Origin of the sequence: Microbacterium sp. TNHR37B (genome assembly GCF_001620065.1) — a bacterium.
GTDB lineage: Bacteria > Actinomycetota > Actinomycetes > Actinomycetales > Microbacteriaceae > Microbacterium.
Genome location: NZ_LQGV01000001.1, coordinates 1,237,728 through 1,262,195, shown reverse-complemented (window position 1 = coordinate 1,262,195; position 24,468 = coordinate 1,237,728). Strand labels below are relative to the sequence as shown.

Below are 24,468 nucleotides of genomic sequence, written 5' to 3'. Positions count from 1 at the left end.
GGGGATACGACGATGAAGCGGGAGATGGTGCATGCTTGTCGAGATGGTCATCGACGGTGTGGAAGTGGGCGAGGACGGCGACAGCGCCGATCGCGTCGCGGAGCTTCTGATGCGTATCGCCGCCGGTGACGACACCGCCTTCGGGACGCTCTACGACATGATGTCGTCCCGCGTGTTCGGCCTGATCCTGCGCGTGCTGGTCGACCGCGCCCAGAGCGAAGAGGTCCTCCAGGAGGTCTTCCTCGAGATCTGGCAATCCGCTGGCTCGTTCGCTCCGAATAGAGGACAGGGAAGGTCGTGGGTCCTCACGATCGCACACCGACGGGCCGTCGACCGGGTCCGGTCTGCGCAGGCAGCCGGAGAACGAGACGTCCGCGCCGGCATGCGGGAACTGAACACCCCGGCCGTCGCCGTCGAAGAACAGGTCGAGTTGCGGATCGAGAGCAGGCGCGTGGCGCGGGCCCTCGAAGCGCTCCCCGAAGCACAGCGTGAAGCACTGACTCTGGCGTACTTCGGCGGCTACTCTCAAAGCGAGATCGCCGCGCTGAGCGGAACGCCGCTGGGAACGATCAAGACGAGAATGCGCGACGGCCTGTCGCGCCTACGCACCGAATTGGGGGTGGCCGTATGAACGAGCAGGAATTCGCCGCGCTCTCCGCAGGCCATGCCCTCGGCGCGCTGTCTCCCGATGACGAACGTCGCTATCAGGACGCACTGGTCGCCCACCCGGAATGGCAGGAGATCGTCCGCCTCGATCTGGACACTGTCGGAGCGCTGGGCGACAGCGTGACCCCGGTTGCCCCGCCGCTGAACGTGCGATCGCGGCTGTTGTCGCAGATCCGCGGTGGTGCCGCCGAGGCGCCCGAGGCTTCGGTCGTCGACGACGCTCCGCCGCGCGACCCATCCACCGTTGCCGACGACACGGTCGCTCTCGATCGGGGCGCGTCGTCGGCCTCTCTCGCCGAGCCTGCCGCCTCGGATGCGCCGTCCGGGGACGTGCCGCCGGTGGATGCCGCTCCTCCCACCGAGGTGGTGCAGGCGATCCAGCGTCGCAACTGGACCCGTGGACTGTTCGCTCTCGTCGCGTCGGTCGCGCTCCTGGTCGGAATCGGGTGGGGCGTCGGGGCGATCTCCGACTCGCTCCGCACGCCTCCGGCCGTCCAGCTCCTCGCACAGATCGAGTCCCAGCCCGACGCCCAGTCGGTGACGACGCAGATGGGCGAGGACGGACAGGCGTCGCTCCATTGGTCGGAGTCGCTGGGCGAGGCCGTGTTCGTGGCGAAGGGGATGCCCGAGATCGCCGACGACCGCACGTTCGAACTCTGGTTCGTCCGAGACGACACCCCGATCGCCGCGGGCACCTTCGATGCGAGTGATGGCGAGGCCACGGCGCAGCTCGTGGGCTCGATGAAGCCGGGCGACACCATCGCCGTGACCGTGGAGCAGCGCGGCGGATCTCCCGACGGCAAGCCGACCACCGACCCCATCGTCGCGGTCCCGTCCGAGACCAGCTGACCGGCCCGCGGAGCCCGGGCTCTCGCCCCCCGGTACCCTGGAACGCGATGTCTGACGACCCGCGTTCGTTCCACAAGCCCGTCCGCCGCCCCGCCGAGATGCTCGACCGCCTCTTCAGCGCCGAGGACCCGGCCGAGGTGTCGCGCGTCGCCCACGCCACGGCGGTGGCGTTGTTGTCGCGCGTCCGGGAGCAGCCGGCCGACGGCGCGGTGGACCGGCTCGTGAGCTTCACGGATCAGCACGGGATCGACACGATCGCGGAGCTCTGGTCGCGCTCGCCGGCCAAGTCGTTGCCGGGAACGCTGTGGCGGATCTACCTGCTCCAGCTCATGGTCCACGACGATGCGCGTACCGCCGCCCTGCTCTACGAGCGGGGCCGGGCGCGGCTCGCGTCGGCCGATGACGTGGTGGCCGGTGCCCCCACGCCCGCAGGGCCGGATGAACTCGTCTCGTTGAGCGACGAGATCCTGCGCGGTGTCTTCAGCGGGGATTTCGCCGTCGCCCTGGAGCGCGCCGCCTCGTTCTGCCGCGTCGAGGCGGCCGGCGCCGCCGACCTGGCGGATGATCATGACCACACCGAGCCCGACCGCGCGACGGCATTCACCGCCCGCGCGCTCCGGCTGACGACGTTCGCGGAGGACCTCGGGGCGGCCGCCGCGCTGTGGCGCCGCGATGCGCTGACCTGAGTGCTGGGGGCTCGGTGCCGGTGGCCTCGCTGCCGGTGGCGGGGACGCCGTGGGCCTGTGCGCAGCGGGAAAGAGAAGTGCCGGACCGCAGGAACGCCTCTCGGCGCGAGGCCGCTCGCAGCGGCAGAAGTTGGAGCCCGGGGTTACTGCGGCCCGGCTGTTCCATTGTAACGGAGGGGCCGCGCAGGCTATTCCGGGGGCGACGCCCCGAGAGGTCGATGAGCCTGAATCCGGCGTGCGCGGCGCGTAGGCTCGGGGAATGGCCTGGCGCTTTGCACTTCTCCTGGTCCCGGCGTCGGCGACCGACGCACGTACCGACTTTCGTGAGACCTTCACCGAGGTCGATCCGCTCGCTCCGGGGCTCAGCGTCGGCGATCTTGCCGCCCAGCGCGGCGACGGGGTGTTCGAGTCGATCGGGGTGATCGGCGGTCATGCCCAGGAGGTCGATGCACATCTTGCCCGCCTGGAGCATTCGGCGGAGCTGTGCGAGCTGCCCGGTCCTCACCGTGCGCAGTGGCGGCAGGCGGTCGAACTCGCCGTGGCGCAGGCGGCCCCGGGGGAGGCCGTCGTCAAACTGATCCTCAGCCGCGGTGTGGAGCACGGAAGCGGCCCGACCGCGTGGGTGACGGTCGCCGACGCGGCCGACTTCGCCACCGCGCGCACGTCCGGTGTTCGCGTGGCCACGCTCGACCGGGGCTTTGCGAGCGACGTCCCCGCGCGGGCACCGTGGCTCCTCCTCGGCGCGAAAACCCTCTCGTACGCGGTGAACATGGCCGCGATCCGGGAGGCGAAGCGCCGTGGCGCGGACGACGCCGTGTTCGTGACGAGCGACGGGTACGTTCTCGAAGCCCCGACCGCCTCGGTCGTCGTGCGCCGGGGGAGCACCTTCGTCACGCCCGAGCCCCACGCCGGCATCCTCCACGGCACCACGCAGCGGAGCCTCTTCGGCTTCATCCGGGGCGAAGGCTACGACACGGCGTACGAGCCGATTCCTGTAGCCGACCTCCGTGCCGCCGAAGCCGCGTGGCTGCTGTCCAGCGTGCGGCTGGCCGCTCCGATCACGGCGGTGGACGGACAGGCGCTGTCCCACGACGTCGCGATCACGTCGAGACTCAACGACTACCTCCTCAGCCGCCGCGACTGACACGGCGCGCGCCGGCGCCGAGCCTGTGCCGCAGGGCCCGTGTCCCCGGCCCGTGCCGCCGGGCCCGTCGCATGCTGCCGATGCACAACGGCGGACGGCCGGGCCGGCGCGCCGATACCTCGTTGCCCACGCCCGGCGTGTCGGTTCCCACATCCGCCGTTGTGCCACTGGGCCGGCGACCGCTTCGCCGCGGCGGCGAACTCATCGACCGGGCACGAGATGGTGCCCGCTGGCGACCGACGCGAGTATCGCGGACTCCACCAGCTCCCATTCGTGAACGATCATCGCGTAGTCGAATCTCAGAGTGACGTAGCCCCAGAGTGCGGCGTGCGCATCACGCAGAAGATCTTTGTGGCGCAGGGAGGGGCTGTCGTGATTCGCCTTGCCATCGGTTTCCACGATGAGCCGCTCGCCGATGAGGACGTCGACCACTCCGACGCTCGCGATACGCACCTGGGTGCGGACGGTCAGCCCGTGATGCCGCAGACGCCACCGGAGGAGCGACTCCAGCCCGCTGTCGGCGTCGTCGCGGGACAGCGCGACCGCTTCGCGACCCTCGTCACCGATGTGACTGGTGAGCCAGCGAAGGGCAGCCGGCCCGACGATTCCCGCGCGTCGCGCTGACTCCAGCGCCACGAAGAACGCCTCAACGCCCGCGCACGCCAGGATCTGACGCAGGACACGGGCGGCGGACGGGAGGGCGAAGGCATCGCGAGTGCCCTCATCCCAGTGCTCGATGCAGGTGCACGGGTCGTCCGCGTGCCGACGATGTCCGTCGTGATGGAGCCAGACGTGAACGTCGCCGGGCTCGTCGAGCACCCACAACCCCCAGTGCCGCGCCGCCGACACGCACGCGAGCGCTCCGCCGTGCGTCGCAGCGATCATGACCTCCGCGCACGCGTCGGCCGAGGCATACACGCCGCGGCGCAAATGGTGCAGCTCACCTGTCGCGACGGCTCTGCGGATGGCTGAGCGCGAGAGCCCCGCCGCGCGGAGCTCGCGGTAGCGCTGGATGGCGATCGACGGCACACACATGTGCCCACCATGCCCCCGCGGCGGAGAGGCCCGGCACCGCGGCGGACTCACCGTTCACAGTGCAGGTCAATTCATGGCTGGGGAGGAGCCGGGGCGCCCGGGCGACCACATCCGCGAGTTCGCTCGCTCGCGCATAACGGCGGACCGGGTGAGCGACACGCCGGCCTCCGCGACCATGGGGTCGGCGTGTTGCCCAGTTCGTCCGCCGTTGTGTCCCGGAACCTGGACTGGCCCCACCCGGGGCAGGCCCCCAGGTCCGCCCCGGGAATCAGCCGAAGCGGCCGGAGACGTAGTCCTCGGTGGCCTGGACCGACGGGGTGGTGAAGATCGTGCCGGTTTCGTCGTACTCGATGAGCTTGCCCGGCTTACCCGTGCCGGCGATGTTGAAGAAGGCGGTCTTGTCGCTCACGCGCGACGCCTGCTGCATGTTGTGGGTCACGATGACGATCGTGTACTCCTTCTTCAGCTCTTGGATGAGCTCCTCGATCGCGAAAGTCGAGATCGGGTCCAGGGCTGAGCACGGCTCGTCCATGAGCAGGACGTCGGGGGACACGGCGATCGCCCGCGCGATGCACAGACGCTGCTGCTGCCCGCCGGACAGCCCGGAGCCGGGCTTGTCGAGGCGGTCCTTGACCTCGTTCCAGAGGTTCGCCCCCCGCAGCGACTGCTCGACGAGAGCGTCGGCGTCGCTCTTGGAGATCTTCTTGTTGTTGAGCTTCACCCCGGCCAGCACGTTCTCCTTGATGCTCATCGTGGGGAACGGGTTGGGACGCTGGAAGACCATCCCGATCTGGCGACGCACGAGCACGGGATCCACGCCCGCCCCGTACAGATCGTCGCCGTCGAGCAGCACCTCGCCTTCGACTCGGGCGCCGGGGATCACTTCGTGCATCCGGTTCAGGGTGCGCAGGAACGTGGACTTGCCGCATCCCGACGGGCCGATGAAGGCCGTCACGCTCCGCGGTTCGATCTCGAGGGACACGCCCTCGACGGCGAGGAAGTCGCCGTAGTAGACGTTGAGGTCGTTGACTTCGATGCTCTTGGACACGTCGGTTCTTTCTCGAGGGGCCGGTCAGCGGCCGGTCTTGGGGGCGAACACCTTGGCCACGACGCGCGCGACGAGGTTCAGCACCATGACGATGAGGATGAGGGTGAGCGCGGCGGCCCACGCCCGGTCGACGTACGCCTCGGGCGGGATGCCCTTATACGCGTACTGCGAGTAGATGTAGACGGGGAGCGTCTGCATGCGCCCGTCGAAGAGGTTGTAGTTCATCGCGTCGGTGAAGCCGGCCGTGATGAGCAGCGGCGCAGTCTCCCCGATCACGCGGGCGATAGAGAGCATGACGCCCGTCGTGATTCCGGCGATGGAGGTGGGAAGCACCACCTTGACGACGGTGAGCCATTTCGGAACGCCGAGTGCGTACGAGGCTTCTCGCAGTTCGTTGGGAACCAGGCGCAGCATCTCTTCGCTCGAACGGACGACCACGGGGATCATCAGCACGGAGAGAGCGATGGCACCCGCGAACCCCATGCGCACGCCGGGGCCGAAGATGAGGGCGAACAGTGCATAGGCGAACAGGCCCGCGACGATCGACGGGATGCCCGTCATGACGTCGACGAGGAAGGTGATGGCCCGCCCGAGTCGCTTGCCCTGTCCGTACTCGATCAGGTAGATCGCCGTCATGAGCCCAATGGGAACGGAGATGACCGCGGCGGTGAGCGTGATCGAGACGGTTCCCATGATGGCGTGAAGGGCGCCGCCCCCCTCGCCCAGCACGCCTCGCATCGTCCAACTGAAGAACTCGCCGTCGAAGCGTGCCAGGCCGTTGCCGACGACGGTCCACGCCACCGATACCAGAGGCACCATCGCGATCGCGAAGGCGCACGTGACGATGCCCGTCACGAAGCGGTCGAACGCCCGTCGCGCACCTTCGACGATCCGCGAGATCGTGTAGACGAGCACCAGGTAGGCCAGGACCGCCACGACGATCCAGCCCGCGACGTTGAAGCCGGCATCGGAGGCCAGTCCCAGCACGAGGAAGATCGCGCCTGAGACCGCGAGGCTGCCCAGCAGCAGGGCCCAGGGAGCCCACCGGGGAAGGTGCCCGGAGGTCAGCCCGGCGCGTGCGGGGTCCGCGGCGACGGGGCGCACGGGGGCCGGAGCAGGAGCGGTGGTCATGTCAGTTGGCTCCCGAGAATTCCTTGCGGCGGCTGACGATCCAGCGCGCGAGCGCATTGACGGCGAAGGTGACGACGAACAGGATCAGGCCCGTGGCGATCAGGACGTTTATGTTGAGGCGGTAGGCCTCGGGGAACGTGAGGGCGATGTTCGCCGCAATCGTCGAGGGGTTCTGCGAGGTGAGCAGCCCGAGAGTCACGACGTTGGTCGCAGAGAGCACCATGGCCACGGCCATCGTCTCGCCGAGGGCACGCCCGAGTCCGAGCATGGCTGCCGAGACGATTCCGGACCGCCCGAAGGGGAGGACCGCCATGCGGATCATCTCCCACCGCGTGGCGCCCAGTGCGAGGGCGGCCTCCTCGTGGAGCCGGGGGGTCTGGAGGAAGATCTCTCGGCAGATCGCCGTGATGATCGGCACCACCATGACGGCGAGGACGAGCGCCGCGGTCAGGATCGTCCGACCGCTGTTGAGCACCTGTCCGGAGAAGAGCGGGATCCAGCCGAGGTACTCGTTCAACCACTTGTAGGTGGGGACGACCGACGGGGCGAAGACGAGGATGCCCCAGAGGCCGAAGACGACGGAAGGGACGGCGGCGAGGAGGTCGACGATGTAGCCGAGCCCCTGTGCGAGCCGGCGTGGTGCGTAGTGGGTGATGAAGAGCGCGATCCCCAGTGACAGGGGGACGGCGACGAGGAGGGCGAGGAAGGCGGCCCAGATCGTGCCGAAGAGGAGGGGGAGGACGTAGTCCCAGAAGTTCGTCGTGAGCAGCGATGCGTCAGCGCTGGTGAGCCCGAGCGCCGGAATGGACTGCACGATGAGGAAGATCGCGACGGCGGCCAGAGTGACCACGATCATCGAGCCGGCGAAGACGGCCGTTCCCGAGAACCAGATGTCGCCGGGGCGCTGCTTCGCGGCGATCTTCTGCGCCGGCGGCGCGGAGGTTGTTGTCATGGTCGTCTTTCTCTGGGACCGGGGGAGTTTCGGGTGGGCCGGCCGAGGGCGGCCCTCCGGATCGCTCCGAAGGACCGCCCTGCGACTTACTTGATCAGGTCGATCGCGGCGACAGCCTTTGCGCGCAGGTCGTCTGAGATCGGGGCGCTGCCCGCGTTGGTGGCGGCCGACTGCTGACCCTCCGCGCTCACGGCGGTGGAGAAGAAGGCCTTGGTGAGAGCCGCGATGTTGGCGTCCTCGTACTTCTCGCAACCGATGAGGTAGCTCACCAGCAGCACGGGGTAGGCGCCCTCGGCGGTCGTGGTCCGGTCGATGGTGAAGGCGAGGTCGCCGGCGCTGCGGCCGGACTCGATCGATGACGCGTCGAGCGTGATCGCCGCGCCTTCGGCGGAGTGTCCGACGAAAGCGTCACCGACCTTGACGTTGACCGAGGACATACCCTCGGCTTGCGACGAGTCGGCGTAGCCGATCGAGCCCTCGCCGGCCTTGACGGCCTCCACGACACCCGAGGTCTTCTCCGCAGCCTCACCGACGACACCGGCCGGCCACTCCTCGACGGAGCCCCACGTCCACACGTCAGAAGCGTTCGCGGAGAGGTAGTCGGTGAAGTTGCCCGTGGTGCCCGACTTGTCGGAGCGGTGCACGGGGTTGATCGCGGTGTCGGGCAGGTCGACGCCGTCGTTGGTGGCGGCGATGGCCGGGTCGTTCCACTTCGTGATCGTCCCGGCGAAGATGCCGGCAACGGTCGCGGCGTCGAGATCCAGCGTGTCGACGCCCGGCACGTTGAAGATGATCGCGATCGGCGACACGTAGGCCGGGATCTCGACGATCGGCGAGTCGGCGGCACAGGCACCGAACCCGCCCGCGGCGATCTCCTCGGCGCTGAACGCGCGGTCGGAGCCGGCGAAGTTCACGGCACCCTGCTGGAACGACTCGCGGCCCGTGCCGGAGCCGGCCGGGTCGTACTGCACGACCACGTCGGGGTTGGCCTCGTTGAAGGCGGCAGTCCAGGCCTGGATGGCAACCTGCTGCGACGAGGCGCCCTGACCGACGAGGGTGCCCGTGAGCGCCGACGACGATCCGCCGGGGGAGTTGGTCGAGCCGTTGCCCGCCGGCTCGTTGGCGGCGCATCCGGTGAGTGCGAGAGCCGCGACGGCGGCAACAGCGCCCAGCTGGGCGATGCGGTTGAGCTTCACTGTGAATCCTCACGTTGTCAGGTAGTAGCCCGGTGCAGGGCTCGTCCGTGACGGTAGACATCGACTCTTAAGAGAGTGCGCTGTGCCGGTAAACGGGAGGTGAACGGATGCCGGTCGCCCGGTGATTCGCGTCAGACCTTGGGGGCGTGCGTCTCGATCGCGACGATCCCCGAGCCGGGATTGGTCGAGGAGAGGTGCGCGACCGAGAACGCGCCCACGTCGAGCGACGAGGCACTCCCGAGGTACGAGCCGCGCAGGGTCCCGGTCGCCAGGGCGAGTTCGGTGAGGATGTCGGGGAGAACGGGGCCGTGGCTGCACAGCACCGCCGGCTTGCGGGAGCGGACGCGCTTGCCGATGACCGTGCGGGCGTCCGCGGCACCCTCTTCCCACGCCTCTTGACTGATGAGGGGAGTGCGTTCGACCGGCTTGCCGAGAGCCGCCGCGAGCGGGGTCACGGTGGTCACGCACCGTACCGCGTCGCTCGAAATGATCTTGCGGACCCCGAACGCCCGGAGGGGGCCGACGATCGCCGAGGACTGCTTGGTTCCGCGGGCGGTGAGCGGGCGGGCGGCGTCCGCACCGTTCCACTCTTCGCGGGGAGTGGCTTTCGCGTGCCGGAGGACGACGATCGGGAAGGTCGAGAGGATCCCATCGTCGACGAAACGCAGGAAGTTCTCCAGGATCTCGACGTCGACCGGGTAGCTCAGGTGCTTGAGCGCCCGTTTGGGGCCCACCCATTCGATCGCGGCGATCTCCTTGTTGGGAACGAACGCCGACTCCCGGATGGCCTTGTCGGTGGCCTCTGCGGACCAGTAGTGGACGATCTTCTGCCGTTTGTTGGGCATGCGATACCGCGATACCCCGACCGGGATGCCGAGGGAAACCCGGATCCCGGTCTCCTCGAAGATCTCCCGAGCCGCCGTCTCGGCGAGCATCTCGCCGGGATCCACCTTCCCCTTGGGGAGGGTGACGTCCGCGTACGCCGTGCGGTGGATGACGAGCACTTTGAGCTTGCCTTCCACCAGACGCCAGACCACGCCTCCGGCCGCGTAGACCGCCGTCTCGGTCATCGCACCGCGCGAGCGCGGCGACGGCGCTGGATCTGGGTCATGGTCTTCTCCTGCAGGTCGGTCAGCGCGGTGCCGTCGGCGTCGGTGCTGTGGCGAGTCCACGCGCCTCCCTCGCCGAGGTGCCACGAGCTGGTGGTGTCGGCCATCGCGCTGTCGAACAGATCGATGAGCTCCTTGACGTGCGCCGGCGCGGTCACCCGGACAAGGGCCTCCACCCGGCGATCGAGGTTCCGGTGCATCATGTCGGCGCTGCCGATGTACACCTGAGGATCGCCGTCGTTGGCGAACGCGAAGATCCGCGAGTGTTCCAGATAGCGACCGAGGATCGAGCGCACCGTGATGTTGTCGCTGACCCCGTCGAGGTCGGTGCGGAGGGAGCAGATGCCGCGCACCCACACGTCGACGCGGACGCCGGCCTGGCTCGCGCGGTACAGAGAGTCGATGATCTGCTCGTCGACCATCGAGTTGACCTTGATCCGGATGTGGGCGGGCTTTCCGGCGATCGCGTTGCGCCGTTCCTTGTCGATCTGGCGGAGGAGTCCCTTGCGCAGGTGGAGCGGGGCCACCAGCAGCCGCTTGAACTTCTTCTCGATCGCATATCCGGACAGCTCGTTGAACAGGCGCGTGAGATCGCGGCCGACCTGTTCGTCGGACGTGAACAGCCCGAAGTCCTCGTACAGACGGCTGGTCTTGGGGTTGTAGTTGCCGGTGCCGATGTGGCTGTAGCTGCGGAGCATCCCGTCTTCCTCGCGGATGACGTGGAGGAGCTTGCAGTGGGTCTTGAGCCCCACGAGCCCGTAGACGACGTGGACGCCCGCCTTCTCCAGCTTGCGGGCCCACACGATGTTGGCCGCTTCGTCGAACCGCGCCTTGACCTCGACGAGCGCGAGCACCTGCTTTCCGTTCTCTGCGGCATCGATCAGCGCTTCGACGATCGGGCTGTCACCCGACGTGCGGTACAGCGTCTGCTTGATCGCGAGCACGTGCTTGTCACGCGCGGCCTGCTCGAGAAAGGCGACCACGCTCGTGTTGAACGACTCGTACGGGTGGTGCACCAGCACGTCGCCCTTGCGGATGGCGGCGAACAGGTCGGCGCGGCCGTTCTGTTCCGCCGGCTGGAACGCCATCGCCGTCGTCGGCACGTGCGCGGGGTAGCGCAGCTCCGGCCGGTCGATGCGGGCGAGGTCGAACAGTCCCCGCAGGTCGAGGTGGCCGGGGAGGCGATAGACCTCCTGCTCCGTGATCGTGAGCTCGTTCAGGAGCAGGTCGAGCGTGACGTCGTCCATCGAGTCGGTGACCTCGAGGCGGATGGGCGGCCCGAAGCGGCGGCGGAGCAGCTCGGCTTCCAGCGCCTGGATGAGGTTCTCGGTCTCGTCCTCCTCGATGACGACGTCTTCGTTGCGGGTGAGGCGGAACGCGTGGTGCTCGAGGATCTCCATGCCGGGGAACAGGTCGCCCAGGTTGTTGGAGATCAGCTCCTCCAGTGGCAGGTAGCGCGCACCCGACTCCGACCGGGGCAGGGCGACGAAGCGCGGCAGCATCGGCGGCACCTTGAGGCGCGCGAACTCCTGCCGCCCGGTGCGGGCATTGCGGATGCGGATCGCGAGGTTGAGAGAGAGTCCCGAGATATAGGGGAACGGGTGCGCGGGGTCGACGGCCAGCGGCATGAGGACGGGGAAGACCTGCGCCTGGAAGTAGTCGTAGAGGCCGGCGCGATCGTCGTCGGACAGGTCGTCCCACGACACGATGTCGATGCCGGCCTCCGACATCGCGGGCTTGACCAGCTCCTCCCAGGCCGCGGCGTGCCGGAGCTGCAGCGCGTGGGCCTCGGCCGAGATGTCGGCGAGAACCTCCTGCGGCGAACGGCCGACGTTGGTGGGAACGGCCAATCCCGTCATGATCCGTCGCTTGAGGCCGGCGACGCGGACCATGAAGAACTCGTCGAGGTTGCTCGCGAAGATCGCGAGGAAGTTCGCGCGCTCGAGCACCGGGAGAGTCGGGTCCTCGGCCAGCTCCAGGACGCGCTGGTTGAAGGCGAGCCAGCTCACCTCGCGGTCGAGGTAACGGTGGTCGGGGAGCTGGGAGTCGTCCACCTCGGCGGCCGTGTCGAAGTCGTCGTCGTCGGCGTCGCCCAGGCCGGAGTCGAGTACCTCGGTGTCGATCATTCCCTCATCCTTGCAGGAGCAGGTGACCGGCGCGTTAACCGTTCACGCGTCGGAACGCTCGCGGGGTGCGGGCACCTGGTCGTCCTCGTACACGTTGAAGCGGTAACCGACGTTGCGGACCGTGCCGATCAGCTGCTCCATGTCGCCGAGCTTCGCCCGCAGCCGCCGCACGTGCACGTCGACGGTGCGCGTGCCGCCGAAGTAGTCGTACCCCCACACCTCGCTGAGCAGCTGCTCGCGCGTGAACACCCGCGACGGGTGCGTCGCGAAGAAGTGGAGGAGCTGGAACTCCTTGTAGGTGAGGTCGAGGGGCTTTCCGTGCACCTTGGCCGAATACGAGGACTCGTCGATCGAGATGCCCGAGGTCTGGATGCGGGTGGAGACCGGGTCCTTCGTGAGGCGGCCGATCACGAGGCGGATCCGCGCATCGACCTCCGCGGGCCCGGCGCCCACGAGGATCACGTCGTCGATGCCCCAATCGGGTGAGACCGCCGTGAGTCCGCCCTCGGTGACCACGAGCATCAGCGGGGCATCGAGGCCGGTCGTGTTGAGGATCTTGCAGAGCGATTTGGCCCCGACGAGATCGACTCGCGCGTCGACGAAGATGACGTCGGCGCTCGGAGCGTTCACCAGCTGCGCCGGCTCGGCCGGGATCTGACGGACGCGATGACTCAGTAGCTCGAGCGCGGGGAGCACCGCTCCGCCGTTCGCGGCGGAACTCAAGACGAGCAGCTGAGCCAAGGGCATCCCTCCCGGTCCGGATGCCGGAACCGTGAGCCCATCTTATGACCTCGCCGCAGGCCCCGAGTGCGTCACATCGGGCCCGAGTGCGTCACAATGGCGGAGTGACCTCGCCGTTGATCGCTCCCCGCCACACCTTGATCGGAGTGTTCGTGGTGTGGGGGATCGCGGCCGTGCTGGCGGTGCTGGTGGGTGTGCTCGCCGAACCCGACTGGCGCGCCGCGTGGATGGGGGTGGGGATGGGTCTCATCGTGCCGATCGCCTTCACCGTGCATCTGTGGTCGGGGCGATCGCAGGGCTTCATCCAGCGCATGGCGCTGAGCGTCATCGGCTCCCTCTTCGTGATGGGCCTGATCGGCGTCGGACTGGGCCTGGCGACACTCTTCTCGGGATGAGGAGTCGCCGCGCCGCCGCTACGCCGCGCCGTGCGCCACGGCGTAGAGTGGAGGCATGGACCTCATCGCACTCGAACTGTTCTTCGTCGGGCTGCTCGGGCTCGCGTCGCTGGCGATCGTGTTCGTGTCGGCCGTCGTTCTGAAGAACCTGTACCGCGGCCAGCGCTGATCCCGTGATCGACCTGCCCACCGATCTTCCCGCCGACATCGTCCCGCTGTCGTGGCTGCTGGGAGTCTGGGAAGGCACCGGCGTCATCGATTACGAGGCGGCGGACCGCCACTTCAGCGGCGAGTTCGCGCATCGCGTGAGTTTCAGCCACGACGGCGGCGACTACGTCAACTACGCCGCCAGCGCCTGGCTGATCGGCGATGACGACCACCGCACCCCTCTCGTCGCCGAGCAGGGATACTGGCGTCTGGCGCGTCCCGCGTCCGACGAGGACGCAGGACCGGCTCTCCTTCCCGCGCTCACGTCGCGGTCGACTCCGCGCACCGTGGACGACGTCGAGGCGCTCCGCAACGCCAACGGCGGGTTCGACCTCGAAGTCGCGATCGTCCACTCCGACGGCGTGAGCGAGGTCTACGTCGGCCAGGTGCAGGGGCCCCGCATCGACCTCGCGACCGATGCCGTCGTGCGCCCCGAGAGCGCCAAGCCGTACGGTGCCGCGACGCGCATGTACGGCTACGTCGACGGTCACCTCCTCTGGGCGTGGGACATCGCGGCTCTCGGCGGCGGACTCGCCTCCCATGCATCCGCGCGACTCGCGCGGGCCGAGTGATGTCCTCCCCGTTCGCCGAGCTTCCCGCGACGGTGTGGGACGGTGACGTGCTGGTCCACGTCGGAAGCCCGTTGCGCGAGCAGCGCATGCTCGCCGAAGGCGAGGCGATCGCCCCCCTCGGCGACCGCGCGGTGCTGACGGTCTCGGGGGAGGACCGGCTGAGCTGGCTCGACTCCCTGACGTCGCAGGCGCTCGCCGCCCTCACGCCCGGCATCAGCACCGAGCTGCTCGTGCTCGACCCGCAGGGTCATGTCGAGCACGCCGCGGCGGTCGTCGACGATGGCGAGCGGACGTGGCTCATCGTCGACCGCGACGACGCCCCGGGGCTCCTCACATGGCTGCTCCGTATGCGCTTCCGCCTGCGGGTCGATCCGCAGGACGTCTCCGACGCGTACACCGTGATCGGCGGCACCGCGGCCGCCATCGCGGCGTTGCCGTCCGAAGTCGGGACCGTCGCCACCTGGACCGACCCGTGGCCGGCCGTCTCGGTCGGCGGCTGGGGGTACGCGGCCGTCGACCCGCATCCGGGAACCGAGCGCGACTGGGTCGAGGCGATCGTCCCCCGCGACGGGGAAGCGCAACTGGCGCAGGCGGTGGCGCGAGGCGAGATCGCGCTGGCGGGCACGCTCGCGGCCGACGCCTTGCGCGTCGCGGCATGGCGCCCGCGGCAGCGCTCCGAAGCCGACGGCCGGGCGCTTCCGCACGAGCTCGACTGGCTCCGCACCGCCGTGCACCTCTCCAAAGGGTGCTATCGCGGGCAGGAGACCGTCGCGAAGGTCCACAACCTCGGGCATCCGCCGCGCCGGCTCGTCGCTCTGCAGCTCGACGGCAGCGACGCCGTCCTTCCGGAACCGGGCGCCGAGGTGCGCGTCGGTGACGACGTCGTCGGTGCGGTGACCTCGGTCGCTCGGCACTTCGAGGAGGGGCCGATCGCCCTGGCCCTCCTGAAGCGGACGACGCCGACGGATGCTCCCGTCACCGTCGGGGTCGACGGAGGCGTGATCTCGGCTGCGCAGGAGCAGATCGTCCCGCCGGACGCCGGTCGCACCGCCGCGATCCCGCGTCTGCCGCGCTTGTCCCGCCGCCGGTAGGCCGCGCGTGAGTGCGCCGCAGGCACCCAAGCCCGCCCACCCCACCACGGGCTCCGTGCCCACGACGTCGGTGCGGGTCGGCTGGCGGGCGCGTGTCGACGTGCGCCCGGGGCTGTCGCGCATCCGGGAGTCCGGGCCGGGTGTCCTCCAGATCGTCGTGGCAGCCGGGGCTGCCTACGCCTTCGCGCATTTCCTCCTCGGTCACGCCGCTCCGCTCCTCGCGGTCACCGTCACGATCTCCAGCCTCGGACTGGTCGGCGATGCGCGCCCTCGTCGCGTGCTGGAGACGGTGATCGGGATGATCGTCGGGATCCTGATCGCCGAGCTCATCCTCATCGCGGCGGGAACCGGCTGGTGGCAGCTCGTCGCGACGCTGGCTGCGAGCCTCCTCGTCGCCCGTTTCCTCTCCGCGCAGGCCGGGTTTGCGATCGCCGCCGCCATCCAATCCGCGATCGTCATGGTGATCCCGGCTAATGCGCCCTTCCTGCGCCTGGTCGACGGCGTCATCGGAGGCGTCGCCGCGCTCCTGGTCACCGCCCTCGTGCCCCGGCGACCGCTGCGGACCGTCACCCGCGAAGGGCGCCTGCTCCTGGGCGCGTTCGGCGACGCGAGCCGCACCCTCGTCCAAGCTCTTCACCGTGGCGACCGCGTGAGAGCGGAGCGCGGGCTGCAGAAGGCTCGAGCGTTGCAGGGGCTGATCGATCGCTGGTCGGTGGCGCTGGACTCCGGGCGGGCGATCGCGCGCCTCTCGCCGTTCCTGCGCCGACAGCGCGCCGAGCTGCAGCGCCACGAACGCATCCGCACGCATCTCGATCTCGCCGTGCGCAACCTCCGCGTGATCGCGCGCCGCGCCGTCTACGCCTGCGACGATGGACGGCCCCGGCCCGTCGCGGCCGACCTCCTCAATGAACTGGCCGCCGGTGCCCGGTTGATCTCCGACTCCCTCGACGACATCTCCTTCGAGCCGCTCGCCCGCGAGGCCCTGCGAGCGGTGGCGGGCAGACTCGACCCGGCGGCACTGTCGGCCGACGGCCGAACCGTCGACGTCACCCTCCTGGCAGCGCTCAGGCCCCTCGCCGTCGACCTGCTCACCGCCGCGGGGATGCCCGCCGCGGAAGCCCGGGCCGCCCTGCCGCGCACCTGACGCGGCCACGCGGCGTCGGGACCGACGGTCGCGGGTCACGCCGTCGGCGCGACGACCTCCCACGGCACGGTGAGTTCGCCGAGACGCCAGCGCGACCGGGCGCCGACCGGCCATCCGCCGCTCACCAGAGCGTCGAGGGTCGCCCGCCACCGCTGCGTCGGCCCGAACGCGGATGCCGCGACGGCACGCGTCCATTCCTGGTCGAGCGCGGTGAGGAAGGCGTGCACGCGCTCGCCGGGGACATTGCGATGGATGAGCGCCTTGGGGAGACGTTCGGCGGCGACGGCGGGGGAGTCGAGACCCGAGAGGCGCAGTGAGATCGTGAGGGTTCGAGGCGTGGCGTCGGCCCCGACCTCGATCCACGTGCAGATCCGTCCCAGCTCGTCGCACGTCCCCTCCACGAGGATGCCGCCGGGCTGGAGCCGGGCGCACATGCGCCCCCATGCGTCGGCGACGTCGGCCTCGTCGTACTGCCGCAGCACGTTGAACGCGCGGATCACGACCGGCGCGCGCCCCTGTGGCGTGGGAACCTCGAAGCCGCCGCGGCCGAAGCCGACTCGTGCGTCCGGCGCGAAGACGCCCGCGCCTGCCCGCACCTGTGCGAGCTGCACGCGCGCCCGCTCCACGCGTGCCGGTTCGATCTCCAGCCCCCAGACTTCCACATCGGGTCGCACCGATCGCAGGCGCGCCTCCAGCTCGAAAGCGGTCACGCCGCTGGCGCCGTAGCCGAGGTCGACCACGAGGGGATCGGCCGTGCGGCGCAACGCGGGGTGCCGAGCGATCCAGCGGTCGACGCGGCGGAGCCGGTTGGTGTTGGTCGTACCGCGGGTGATCCGGCCGACCACTCGGCCGGGCACTTTCTCCGGCGGCATCCCTCCATGATGGCAGGGAGCCGCTCGATAGGATGGTCGACATGACCGCGCCGTACACGCTGATCCTCCTCCGCCACGGGCAGAGCGAGTGGAACAAGACCAACCAGTTCACCGGATGGGTGGACGTCCGCCTCACAGACCAGGGCAAGGCCGAGGCGAAGCGCGGCGGCGAGCTCTTGAAGGAGGCCGGGCTCCTGCCCGACGTCCTCCACACGTCGCTGTTGTCCCGCGCGATCCAGACGGCGAACATCGCCCTCGACGCCGCGGACCGCCTGTGGATCCCGGTCGCCCGGTCGTGGCGACTCAACGAGCGTCACTACGGCGCTCTCCAGGGCAAGGACAAGGCGGAGACGCTCGAGGAGTTCGGCAACGAGCAGTTCATGCTGTGGCGGCGCTCGTTCGACGTTCCGCCGCCGGACCTCGACGACGACAGCCCCTACAGCCAGGTGCACGACCCTCGTTACGCGGGCATCGACGGTGAGGTCCCCCGCACCGAGTCGCTCAAGATCGTGATCGATCGGATGCTGCCGTACTGGGAGAGTGCGATCATCCCCGACCTCGCCGCCGGCAAGACGGTGCTGGTCACGGCGCACGGCAACTCGCTGCGCGGGCTCGTGAAGCACCTCGACGGGATCAGCGACGCCGACATCGCCGAGCTCAACATCCCCACCGGCATCCCGCTCGTCTACAAGCTGGGCGAGGACTTCATGCCCCTCGGTCCCGGTGAGTACCTCGATCCCGAGGCGGCTGCCGCGGGAGCCGCCGCCGTCGCCGCGCAGGGCAAGAAGTAGGTCCCCCGGCGCGGCGACATCACCGCGTGCCTGGTGGGCGGCCTCCCCGCCAGGCGGCGCGTCATCGAGAGCACACGCTCTCATCGAGAGCACACGATCCGTGCGTCGGAGACGTGTGCGCTCGGTGGGAGCATGTGCTCTCGGCAAAAAAGGCGGGCGGTCAGCCCTCCGCGGCGATGATCGCGATCGAGTTGGTGTCGGGCGTCCAGTCGCCCGTCGCGAGGTAGGCGACCTTCTTGGCCACCGAGACCGCGTGGTCGGCGAAGCGCTCGTGGTACCGGCTGGCCAGGGTGGCATCGACGGTCGCCGCCGCCTCGCCCTTCCAGGTCTCGCCGAGCACCTTCTCGAAGATCGCGAGGTGCAGGTCGTCGAGTTCCTCTTCGAGCGAGCGCAGGCGCTCCACGAGCGAGAGATCCTCGGTACGGAGCAGCTCGGTCAAGGTGCGCGCCACCTCGACGTCGAGCTCGCCCATCTTGATGAACGTGCTCTTGAGCCCCTTCGGGATCGCGCGCTCCGGGAAGCGCATGCGGGTCAGCTGAGCGATGTGCTCCGCGATGTCGCCCATCCGCTCGAGCGAGGCGCTCACCCGGAGGGCGGCGACGACGATGCGCAGATCACGGGCGACCGGCTGTTGCCGGGCGAGGATCTCGATGGCCAGCTCGTCGAGGGCGATCGCCTTGTCGTCGATCACCTGGTCGTCGTCGATGACCTCTTCGGCCAGGGCGACGTCGCTCGCGCCGAACGCGCGCGTGGCCTTGTCCACGGCGACGGTCACGAGGTCACCGATCTCGACCAGGCGGGCCTGGACGTCTTCGAGCGACTGGTGGAACACTTCGCGCATCTGCGGAACCTCTCTCCTCGCGGGCGCGGCACGATGCCGGCCCGGCGACGCGGCGATCATCCCCTCCGAAGGTTAACGAATGGTGCCGCGTCGGTGAACTCTCATCGAGCGACCCCCGCCAGCACGGGCGGACGTCCCATTCGACGGTCCCTGCGACTCTACGCTGGGGGCATGGATTCAACGCAGCTGGCGCTGATCGCGCTCGCCGTGGGAACCCTCATCGGGGGAGCGCTGGCGGCACTGCTGCTCTTCTCGTTGCGCCTGCGCGATGCCGCGCGAGCCCGTGCGTCCACCGATCTGCCCGACGGGACCCGGGCCGTTCTCCAGGGGATGGACGATGTGGCGGTGGTGGTGGACTCCTCCCTGCGGGTCGTGGCCGCCTCCGCGCCCGCCGAGCTGTTCGGAATGACCGAGGACGAGACTCTGCCGGGCGACGAGCTGCGCGACCTCGTCCGGTCGGCGCGGGCGACGGGACGACCCGAATCGCACACCCTCCGCCTGAAGCGGGGATCGGAGCTGCGTTCGGTCGCTGCGCGCGCCAGCGTCATCACGTCTCGGCTGACACTGGTGGTGATCCGCGACATCACCGAGCGCGAACGGGTGGAGGAGATGCGCCGCGACTTCGTGGCCAACACGAGCCACGAGCTGAAGACCCCCGTCGGCGCGGTCACCCTCCTCGCGGAGGCCATCGAGTCGGCGGCCGACGACCCCGAGCAGGTCCGGCACTTCGCCGGCCGGCTCACCGCCGAGGCCGGGCGTCTGGGCCAGTTGACGTCGCGGATCATGAACCTGTCGCGCCTGCAGGCCGCCGACGATCTCACCGAGCTCCGCGACGTGGCCCTCGACGAGGTGCTGACCTCGGCCATCGAGTCGCAGGCCGTGGCCGCGGACGCAGCGCGGATCGAGGTGGTGCGCGGCGGGACGCGGGGAGTGTACGTACGCGGCGACGTCCAGGTGCTCACTGAGGCGTTCGCGAATCTCGTCGCCAACGCGATCGCCTACTCGCCGCCGGGCTCGCCGGTGGGGGTCGGCGTCAAGCTCGTCGACGATGTCGTGGAGATCGCCGTGACCGACCGCGGCATCGGCATCCCGGAGGGCGAGCAGGCGCGGGTCTTCGAGAGGTTCTACCGTGCGGACCAGGCCCGCTCGCGTCGGACCGGCGGGACGGGGCTCGGCCTGTCGATCGTCAAGCACGCGATCCAGCGTCACGGCGGTGACATCGAACTGTGGTCGCGACCGGGCCGAGGTTCTACGTTCACCGTGCGGTTGCAGACGGTCGCGGCTCCGCAGGACATCCCCTCGAAGAAACGCCGCCGGAACAAGGCCGCCAAGGGCGCGTCCGGCAAGGGGGCGCCCGGCGCGACGAAGGAACGCGCGAAGGACCGCGCCCCGAAGGACAGCAAGTCCCAGACCACGGAATCCGCCCGCAGTGCCACGCGGGCGAAGGGAGACAAGAAATGACCCGCGTGCTGATCGTCGAGGACGAACCGGACCTCGCCGACCCCCTCGCCTACCTGCTCCGGCGTGAGGGGTTCGAGGTGGAGATCGCCGAGGACGGTCCCACGGCCCTCGACGCGTTCGCCGCGCGCGGTGCGGACATCGTCCTGCTCGACCTCATGCTGCCGGGCATGCCCGGCACGGAGGTCTGCCGGGTCATCAGGACGACGTCCAAGATCCCCATCATCATGCTCACCGCCAAGGACTCCGAGGTCGACATCGTCGTGGGGCTCGAGCTGGGGGCCGACGACTACGTCACCAAGCCCTACTCCTCGCGTGAGCTCCTGGCGCGCATGCGGGCCGTTCTGCGCCGGGCGGAGGGGCCGGACCTCGACATGGACGAGCGGATCGTCGAGGGCGGGCGCGTGCGCATCGACATCGACCGTCACACCGTCTCGGTCGACGGAGCCGAGATCGCCATGCCGCTCAAGGAGTTCGAGCTCCTGGAGGTGCTCATGCGCAATGCCGGTCGCGTGCTCACCCGCGGACAGCTGATCGATCGCGTGTGGGGGAGCGACTACTTCGGCGACACCAAAACGCTCGACGTGCACATCAAGCGCATCCGCTCACGGATCGAGCAGAACCCCAGCGAACCGACGATGCTGCTGACCGTGCGCGGCCTCGGATACCGCTTCGAGGCCTGAGCGCTCAGCCCTCGGGAACGAACGGGGCGTACTGGGGCAGGGTGCCGTCGAGGACGGGGACGGCGAGCTCCACGCCCTCGCCGTTGCCGGACTGGAACGCGACCGAGACGTCGGTGCCCGGAGCGCTGTCCAGGCCCTGGATGAGGAGGGGCTCCACGCCATCGACTCCGAGGCTGACGGTGGTGCGGGCCGGCACGGTGACCGTGGCACGCTGACCGTTCAGACCCACGTTGAGCGTCTCGGTGGAGTCGGTGTCGTTGATGATCGCCGCGATGAAATTGCCTGCCGATCCGGACTCGTCGGCGACGATGAGGGCGTTGCGCACCAGCAACGGACCGGAGGAGGGGACGTTCACCCCGTCGGAGGCCGAGTACTCGATCGTCGTGGCCTGCGGCGAGATCATGCTGCACCCGGTCGAGCCCAGTGCCACCGCGAGGCCGACTGCGACGGCGGCGACGAGTCGGGACGTCTTCGGGCGCAGCGCCGCAGCGCGGGGGGTGGTGTGCACGGTTCCTCCGTCGTGATCACGGTTCCTTCTGCGGAACCGGGCGGGATTTCGCCACCAGTCTAGTGTCCGAGCAGGGCGGATCCCATCGGCCCTCACACGCGCGCGAGAGGAGGGAGGAGGGGCCAGGTGGCGAACCTTACCCTATCCGCGCTGTGGTATCCTTGAGGTTGCCGAAAGGACATAACTGCATGCTTTTTGAGGTTGGCGAGACGGTCGTCTATCCGCACCACGGCGCCGCGACGATCATTGAGGTCAAAGACCGGATCATCAAGGGCGAGACCAAGAAGTACCTGAAGCTCAACGTCACGCAGGGAGACCTCGTCATCGAGGTCCCGGCGGACAACGTCGACTTGGTCGGCGTTCGCGACGTGATCGGGCAAGACGGTCTGGAGCGTGTGTACGACGTGCTGCGCGCTCCCTTCACGGAGGAGCCCACCAACTGGTCGCGCCGGTACAAGGCGAACCTCGAGAAGCTGGCCTCCGGCGATGTCATCAAGGTGAGCGAGGTCGTGCGCGACCTGTGGCGCCGCGACCAGGACCGCGGTCTGTCGGCCGGTGAGAAGCGCATGCTGGCCAAGGCGCGTCAGATCCTCGTCTCCGAGATCGCCCTGGCGTTGAAGACCGACGAGGACAAGGCCTCGGCCGTCCTCGACGAGGTTCTCGCGAGCTGACAATCCCTCGCTCGAGGGCCCTCGCGCACCATGATGGGGCGATGAGCCCTTCTGCGCCCGGGTCGGTTCCCGACCTCCGACGTCGCGACCTCACCCTCGATCTCGCACGTGTCGTGTGCGTGCTGTTCGTGATCATCGTCCACTTGCTGCAAGTGGGGATCGGGGTCGCGCCCGACGGGTCGCTCGTCACGTCGCGTCCCGCCGAACAGGAGTCCTGGTTCAACGCCGCGACGTGGGTCGGTCAGATCATGCCGCTCTTCTTCGTGGTGGGGGGATTCGCCTCGGCGGCCGGATGGTCCTCATGGCGTGCGCGCGGGGGAGACGCCGCAGGATTCGTCCGCAGCCGGACGCTGCGCCTCGCCCAGCCCGCGCTCCCGGTCTTCGTGTTCTTCGCGATCGTCCTGACCGTCGCGGCGCTGGCGAATCTGGCACCCGACGTCGTCGCGGCGGCCGCCGTGGGCGCCGGGTCGCCGCTGTGGTTCCTCGCCGCCTATCTGCTCTGTCAAGCGCTGGTGCCGGTGATGGTGGGCCTGCACGACCGGGCGCCGCGGCGAACCGTGCTCTTCCTGGCGATCGGCGTGATCGTCGTCGACGCGGTGAGGTTCTCGACCGGCGTGACCGAGATCGGGCTCGTCAATCTGCTGCTGGTCTGGCCCCTCGTGCAGCAGATGGGCTTCTGGTACCGCGATGGATGGTTCGACCGTCGGCATCCCGTCACTCTCCTCGCGATCGCCGCAGCGTGCTACGCCCTGTTGTGGCCGCTGACGACGTGGGGGCCGTACTCCGCGTCCATGCTCGGCAACCTCAACCCGCCGACCCTCCCGTTGGTCGTCCTGGGGCTCGCTCAGGCGTGCCTGCTGCGGCTGGCCCGGCCCGCCCTCGCGCGGCTCATGGAATGGCGGCCGGTACGCGCGTTCATCTTCGTGATGGGGACGCGGCTGATGACGGTCTACCTGTGGCACCTTCCCGTCATCCTCATCGTCTCCGGCGTCACCCTCCTGATCCCGGGGGCGGCCCCGGCACCGTCCTCGCCCGCGTGGTGGTGGTCGAGGCCCCTCATGTTCGTCGTCGTGCTCGCCTCCGTCCTGGCCCTTTCGCTCCTGATCGTGCGGTGGGAGGCCATCGGCGACATCGGCCCGTCGCCGGCGGCGACCGTCGTCGCCGCCGCGTGGGTCTGCGCCTTCATCCCGCCGTTCGTCGTCATGCAGTGGTTCCTCGACCTCGGCTCGGCCGTCGCGGGCACGATCCTGCTGACGGTCGCCGTCGTGCTGCTGCGTCGCCGTGGGCGCGGCACGCACGAGCCGTCGCCAGCGCCGCGCTCGGTAGTCTCGGAGTCATGACGGACTCCGTGCTTCCCCGGCCCCGCACGTCGATCATCCTGGTGGCGGCGGGCTCGGGAACACGGTTGGCTGCCGGAGGCCCGAAAGCCTTCGTCGGAATCGACGAACACAGCATCCTGCACCACGCCCTGAGCGGCGTGCTGGCGGGACCGCTCGCACAGATCGTCGTCGTCGTTCCCGCCGACCGGATCGGCGATGCGCGCACCGAGGTCGACGCCCTCGCGGGGGCGCGGCGCGATCTGATCAGGATCGTCGCGGGAGGTTCCACGCGACAGCAGTCCGTCTCCGCGGGGCTGGCCGCCGTCTGGCCCGACGTCGAGTTCGTGCTCGTCCACGATGCGGCGCGGGCGCTCACGCCGCCCGACGTGTTCGCCCGGGTGGTGGCTGCGCTCGAGGACGGTCGCGACGCGGTCCTTCCCGTCCTTCCCGTCGTCGACACCCTCAAGCGCGTCGACGGCCAGGACGTCGTCGAGGCCGTGGACCGTTCCGTCCTCGCTTCGGCGCAGACGCCGCAGGGTTTTCGGCGCGCTGTCCTTCTCGCGGCACTGGCCGAAGCGACCGAGGACCACACCGACGATGCGGCGGCGGTCCAGGCGGCCGGTCACCCCGTCACGACCGTCGCGGGCGACGAGCGTTCGTTCAAGATCACGACCCCCGCCGACCTCGACCGCGCTCGGTCGCTCCTCGGCCACGCGCGGGCCGAGGGCGCGGAAGAGGCGGCAGCGCTACCCCGGGTGGGCATCGGAACCGACGTGCACGCCTTCGGCGGCGAGGGCACACTGTGGCTGGCCGGCGTGGAATGGCCGGGCGAGCAGGCGCTCCACGGTCACTCCGACGGCGATGCGGTCGCCCACGCGATCGTCGACGCCGTGCTGGCGGCGGCCGGCCTCGGTGACATCGGCGAGCACTTCGGCATCGATCAGCCTCAGTACGCCGGTGCGCACGCCGCGGCCTTCCTCGCCCGCACGCGGCACCTCGTCGAGAGCGCCGGCTTCCGGATCGGAAACGTGTCGGTGCAGGTGCAGGCGCGGCGTCCGCGGTTCGCCACCCGCCGGGCGGAGGCCGAGCGCGTGCTGACCGCCGCGCTGGGGGCACCCGTGAGTGTGTCGGCCACCACGACCGACGGCCTCGGATTCACCGGCACCGGAGAGGGCGTCGCCGCCTTCGCCGTCGCGCTCGTCCATCCCGTCTGAGCTCCACACGTCCGCGATG

General features: G+C 69.6%; 25 protein-coding genes. 14 read left to right on the top strand and 11 right to left on the bottom strand.

Annotated features, from left to right (window positions below; all coding sequences use genetic code 11):
- Positions 1 to 31: 31 nt before the first annotated feature.
- The 4 genes from sigK (at position 32) to AVP41_RS06050 (ending at position 3,345) form a co-directional block, all read left to right on the top strand.
- On the top strand, positions 32 to 631 hold the full coding sequence (sigK, locus tag AVP41_RS06065) for an ECF RNA polymerase sigma factor SigK (RefSeq protein WP_197464256.1): 600 nt from the start codon (positions 32 to 34) through the stop codon (positions 629 to 631).
- Positions 628 to 1,515, top strand: coding sequence for an anti-sigma factor (locus AVP41_RS06060; protein ID WP_067162126.1), 888 nt, complete (start codon positions 628 to 630; stop codon positions 1,513 to 1,515). Before sigK ends, AVP41_RS06060 begins: the two co-directional genes overlap by 4 nt.
- A 47-nt stretch (positions 1,516 to 1,562) precedes the next feature.
- Positions 1,563 to 2,201 (top strand): DNA-directed RNA polymerase subunit beta, encoded by a 639-nt coding sequence (locus AVP41_RS06055; protein WP_067162124.1) that lies wholly within the window; start codon positions 1,563 to 1,565, stop codon positions 2,199 to 2,201.
- 259 nt (positions 2,202 to 2,460) lie between these two features.
- Positions 2,461 to 3,345: an aminodeoxychorismate lyase gene (locus AVP41_RS06050; RefSeq protein WP_067162122.1), complete on the top strand. Its 885-nt coding sequence runs from the start codon at positions 2,461 to 2,463 to the stop codon at positions 3,343 to 3,345.
- Positions 3,346 to 3,546: 201 nt separating this feature from the next.
- On the opposite strand, the gene AVP41_RS06045 is transcribed toward AVP41_RS06050, so the two are convergent.
- The 8 genes from AVP41_RS06045 to AVP41_RS06010 all read right to left on the bottom strand — a co-directional run bounded on the left by AVP41_RS06045 (position 3,547) and on the right by AVP41_RS06010 (position 12,683).
- Positions 3,547 to 4,380, bottom strand: a complete 834-nt coding sequence (locus tag AVP41_RS06045; RefSeq protein ID WP_067162119.1) for a type IV toxin-antitoxin system AbiEi family antitoxin domain-containing protein — start codon at positions 4,378 to 4,380, stop codon at positions 3,547 to 3,549.
- 268 nt (positions 4,381 to 4,648) lie between these two features.
- Positions 4,649 to 5,428 carry a phosphate ABC transporter ATP-binding protein PstB gene (gene pstB / locus AVP41_RS06040; RefSeq protein WP_067162117.1) on the bottom strand — a complete coding sequence of 260 codons (780 nt, stop codon included), beginning with the start codon at positions 5,426 to 5,428 and terminating at the stop codon, positions 4,649 to 4,651.
- A gap of 24 nt (positions 5,429 to 5,452) precedes the next feature.
- Complete coding sequence (pstA, locus tag AVP41_RS06035; protein ID WP_067162115.1) at positions 5,453 to 6,559, bottom strand: phosphate ABC transporter permease PstA; 1,107 nt, start codon at positions 6,557 to 6,559, stop codon at positions 5,453 to 5,455.
- Position 6,560: 1 nt separating this feature from the next.
- Complete coding sequence (pstC, locus tag AVP41_RS06030; RefSeq protein ID WP_067162113.1) at positions 6,561 to 7,511, bottom strand: phosphate ABC transporter permease subunit PstC; 951 nt, start codon at positions 7,509 to 7,511, stop codon at positions 6,561 to 6,563.
- Between the two features lie 86 nt (positions 7,512 to 7,597).
- A complete protein-coding gene (gene pstS, locus AVP41_RS06025; protein ID WP_067162111.1) occupies positions 7,598 to 8,707 on the bottom strand; it encodes a phosphate ABC transporter substrate-binding protein PstS in 1,110 nt (369 codons plus the stop codon).
- Between the two features lie 131 nt (positions 8,708 to 8,838).
- Positions 8,839 to 9,777: an NUDIX hydrolase gene (locus AVP41_RS06020; RefSeq protein WP_067162109.1), complete on the bottom strand. Its 939-nt coding sequence runs from the start codon at positions 9,775 to 9,777 to the stop codon at positions 8,839 to 8,841.
- Complete coding sequence (locus tag AVP41_RS06015; RefSeq protein ID WP_067162107.1) at positions 9,774 to 11,942, bottom strand: RNA degradosome polyphosphate kinase; 2,169 nt, start codon at positions 11,940 to 11,942, stop codon at positions 9,774 to 9,776. The genes AVP41_RS06020 and AVP41_RS06015 overlap by 4 nt, the downstream gene beginning before the upstream one ends.
- A 42-nt stretch (positions 11,943 to 11,984) precedes the next feature.
- The gene (locus AVP41_RS06010) at positions 11,985 to 12,683 is read right to left on the bottom strand and encodes a response regulator transcription factor (RefSeq protein WP_157532391.1); all 699 of its coding nucleotides are present in this window, start codon (positions 12,681 to 12,683) and stop codon (positions 11,985 to 11,987) included.
- Positions 12,684 to 12,787: 104 nt separating this feature from the next.
- Here AVP41_RS06010 and AVP41_RS06005 point away from each other — a divergent pair, with 104 nt between their 5' ends.
- The 4 genes from AVP41_RS06005 (at position 12,788) to AVP41_RS05990 (ending at position 16,092) form a co-directional block, all read left to right on the top strand.
- Positions 12,788 to 13,078: a hypothetical protein gene (locus AVP41_RS06005; RefSeq protein WP_067162102.1), complete on the top strand. Its 291-nt coding sequence runs from the start codon at positions 12,788 to 12,790 to the stop codon at positions 13,076 to 13,078.
- 173 nt (positions 13,079 to 13,251) lie between these two features.
- A complete protein-coding gene (locus tag AVP41_RS06000; protein WP_067162100.1) occupies positions 13,252 to 13,857 on the top strand; it encodes an FABP family protein in 606 nt (201 codons plus the stop codon).
- Entirely contained in the window at positions 13,857 to 14,948 is a 1,092-nt protein-coding gene (gene ygfZ, locus AVP41_RS05995) for a CAF17-like 4Fe-4S cluster assembly/insertion protein YgfZ (RefSeq protein WP_067162097.1), read from the top strand. Before AVP41_RS06000 ends, ygfZ begins: the two co-directional genes overlap by 1 nt.
- A gap of 7 nt (positions 14,949 to 14,955) precedes the next feature.
- Positions 14,956 to 16,092: an FUSC family protein gene (locus AVP41_RS05990; RefSeq protein ID WP_231902674.1), complete on the top strand. Its 1,137-nt coding sequence runs from the start codon at positions 14,956 to 14,958 to the stop codon at positions 16,090 to 16,092.
- 35 nt (positions 16,093 to 16,127) lie between these two features.
- Here AVP41_RS05990 and AVP41_RS05985 read toward each other — a convergent pair whose 3' ends face one another.
- Positions 16,128 to 16,964 (bottom strand): class I SAM-dependent methyltransferase, encoded by an 837-nt coding sequence (locus AVP41_RS05985; protein WP_067162095.1) that lies wholly within the window; start codon positions 16,962 to 16,964, stop codon positions 16,128 to 16,130.
- Between the two features lie 41 nt (positions 16,965 to 17,005).
- Between AVP41_RS05985 and AVP41_RS05980 the strand changes: the two genes are divergently transcribed.
- Entirely contained in the window at positions 17,006 to 17,755 is a 750-nt protein-coding gene (locus tag AVP41_RS05980) for a phosphoglyceromutase (RefSeq protein ID WP_067162851.1), read from the top strand.
- A gap of 160 nt (positions 17,756 to 17,915) precedes the next feature.
- Here AVP41_RS05980 and phoU read toward each other — a convergent pair whose 3' ends face one another.
- Positions 17,916 to 18,596 carry a phosphate signaling complex protein PhoU gene (gene phoU, locus AVP41_RS05975; RefSeq protein WP_067162093.1) on the bottom strand — a complete coding sequence of 227 codons (681 nt, stop codon included), beginning with the start codon at positions 18,594 to 18,596 and terminating at the stop codon, positions 17,916 to 17,918.
- 171 nt (positions 18,597 to 18,767) lie between these two features.
- On the opposite strand from phoU, the gene AVP41_RS05970 reads away from it, so the two are divergent.
- Together AVP41_RS05970 and AVP41_RS05965 are read left to right on the top strand one after the other, a co-directional pair.
- Complete coding sequence (locus tag AVP41_RS05970; protein WP_082829038.1) at positions 18,768 to 20,057, top strand: sensor histidine kinase; 1,290 nt, start codon at positions 18,768 to 18,770, stop codon at positions 20,055 to 20,057.
- Positions 20,054 to 20,737 (top strand): response regulator transcription factor, encoded by a 684-nt coding sequence (locus tag AVP41_RS05965; RefSeq protein WP_067162090.1) that lies wholly within the window; start codon positions 20,054 to 20,056, stop codon positions 20,735 to 20,737. Before AVP41_RS05970 ends, AVP41_RS05965 begins: the two co-directional genes overlap by 4 nt.
- Before the next feature lie 4 nt (positions 20,738 to 20,741).
- Here AVP41_RS05965 and AVP41_RS05960 read toward each other — a convergent pair whose 3' ends face one another.
- Positions 20,742 to 21,245 carry a DNA modification methylase gene (locus tag AVP41_RS05960; RefSeq protein ID WP_231902673.1) on the bottom strand — a complete coding sequence of 168 codons (504 nt, stop codon included), beginning with the start codon at positions 21,243 to 21,245 and terminating at the stop codon, positions 20,742 to 20,744.
- Positions 21,246 to 21,433: 188 nt separating this feature from the next.
- On the opposite strand from AVP41_RS05960, the gene AVP41_RS05955 reads away from it, so the two are divergent.
- From AVP41_RS05955 to AVP41_RS05945, 3 genes are read left to right on the top strand one after another with little or no spacing between them, the layout of a single operon-like run.
- A complete protein-coding gene (locus tag AVP41_RS05955) occupies positions 21,434 to 21,916 on the top strand; it encodes a CarD family transcriptional regulator (RefSeq protein ID WP_067162088.1) in 483 nt (160 codons plus the stop codon).
- A gap of 41 nt (positions 21,917 to 21,957) precedes the next feature.
- On the top strand, positions 21,958 to 23,256 hold the full coding sequence (locus AVP41_RS05950; RefSeq protein WP_067162086.1) for an acyltransferase family protein: 1,299 nt from the start codon (positions 21,958 to 21,960) through the stop codon (positions 23,254 to 23,256).
- Complete coding sequence (locus AVP41_RS05945; protein ID WP_067162084.1) at positions 23,253 to 24,449, top strand: bifunctional 2-C-methyl-D-erythritol 4-phosphate cytidylyltransferase/2-C-methyl-D-erythritol 2,4-cyclodiphosphate synthase; 1,197 nt, start codon at positions 23,253 to 23,255, stop codon at positions 24,447 to 24,449. The genes AVP41_RS05950 and AVP41_RS05945 overlap by 4 nt, the downstream gene beginning before the upstream one ends.
- The last annotated feature ends 19 nt before the right edge of the window (positions 24,450 to 24,468 follow it).

Coding starts and splice junctions, on each gene's coding strand:
- sigK (WP_197464256.1), top strand. CDS start 32: ATGCTTGTCGAGATGGTCATCGACGGTGTGGAAGTGGGCGAGGACGGC.
- AVP41_RS06060 (WP_067162126.1), top strand. CDS start 628: ATGAACGAGCAGGAATTCGCCGCGCTCTCCGCAGGCCATGCCCTCGGC.
- AVP41_RS06055 (WP_067162124.1), top strand. CDS start 1,563: ATGTCTGACGACCCGCGTTCGTTCCACAAGCCCGTCCGCCGCCCCGCC.
- AVP41_RS06050 (WP_067162122.1), top strand. CDS start 2,461: ATGGCCTGGCGCTTTGCACTTCTCCTGGTCCCGGCGTCGGCGACCGAC.
- AVP41_RS06045 (WP_067162119.1), bottom strand. CDS start 4,380: ATGTGTGTGCCGTCGATCGCCATCCAGCGCTACCGCGAGCTCCGCGCG.
- pstA (WP_067162115.1), bottom strand. CDS start 6,559: ATGACCACCGCTCCTGCTCCGGCCCCCGTGCGCCCCGTCGCCGCGGAC.
- pstC (WP_067162113.1), bottom strand. CDS start 7,511: ATGACAACAACCTCCGCGCCGCCGGCGCAGAAGATCGCCGCGAAGCAG.
- AVP41_RS06020 (WP_067162109.1), bottom strand. CDS start 9,777: ATGACCGAGACGGCGGTCTACGCGGCCGGAGGCGTGGTCTGGCGTCTG.
- AVP41_RS06015 (WP_067162107.1), bottom strand. CDS start 11,942: ATGATCGACACCGAGGTACTCGACTCCGGCCTGGGCGACGCCGACGAC.
- ygfZ (WP_067162097.1), top strand. CDS start 13,857: ATGTCCTCCCCGTTCGCCGAGCTTCCCGCGACGGTGTGGGACGGTGAC.
- AVP41_RS05985 (WP_067162095.1), bottom strand. CDS start 16,964: ATGCCGCCGGAGAAAGTGCCCGGCCGAGTGGTCGGCCGGATCACCCGC.
- AVP41_RS05980 (WP_067162851.1), top strand. CDS start 17,006: ATGACCGCGCCGTACACGCTGATCCTCCTCCGCCACGGGCAGAGCGAG.
- phoU (WP_067162093.1), bottom strand. CDS start 18,596: ATGCGCGAAGTGTTCCACCAGTCGCTCGAAGACGTCCAGGCCCGCCTG.
- AVP41_RS05970 (WP_082829038.1), top strand. CDS start 18,768: ATGGATTCAACGCAGCTGGCGCTGATCGCGCTCGCCGTGGGAACCCTC.
- AVP41_RS05965 (WP_067162090.1), top strand. CDS start 20,054: ATGACCCGCGTGCTGATCGTCGAGGACGAACCGGACCTCGCCGACCCC.
- AVP41_RS05955 (WP_067162088.1), top strand. CDS start 21,434: ATGCTTTTTGAGGTTGGCGAGACGGTCGTCTATCCGCACCACGGCGCC.
- AVP41_RS05950 (WP_067162086.1), top strand. CDS start 21,958: ATGAGCCCTTCTGCGCCCGGGTCGGTTCCCGACCTCCGACGTCGCGAC.
- AVP41_RS05945 (WP_067162084.1), top strand. CDS start 23,253: ATGACGGACTCCGTGCTTCCCCGGCCCCGCACGTCGATCATCCTGGTG.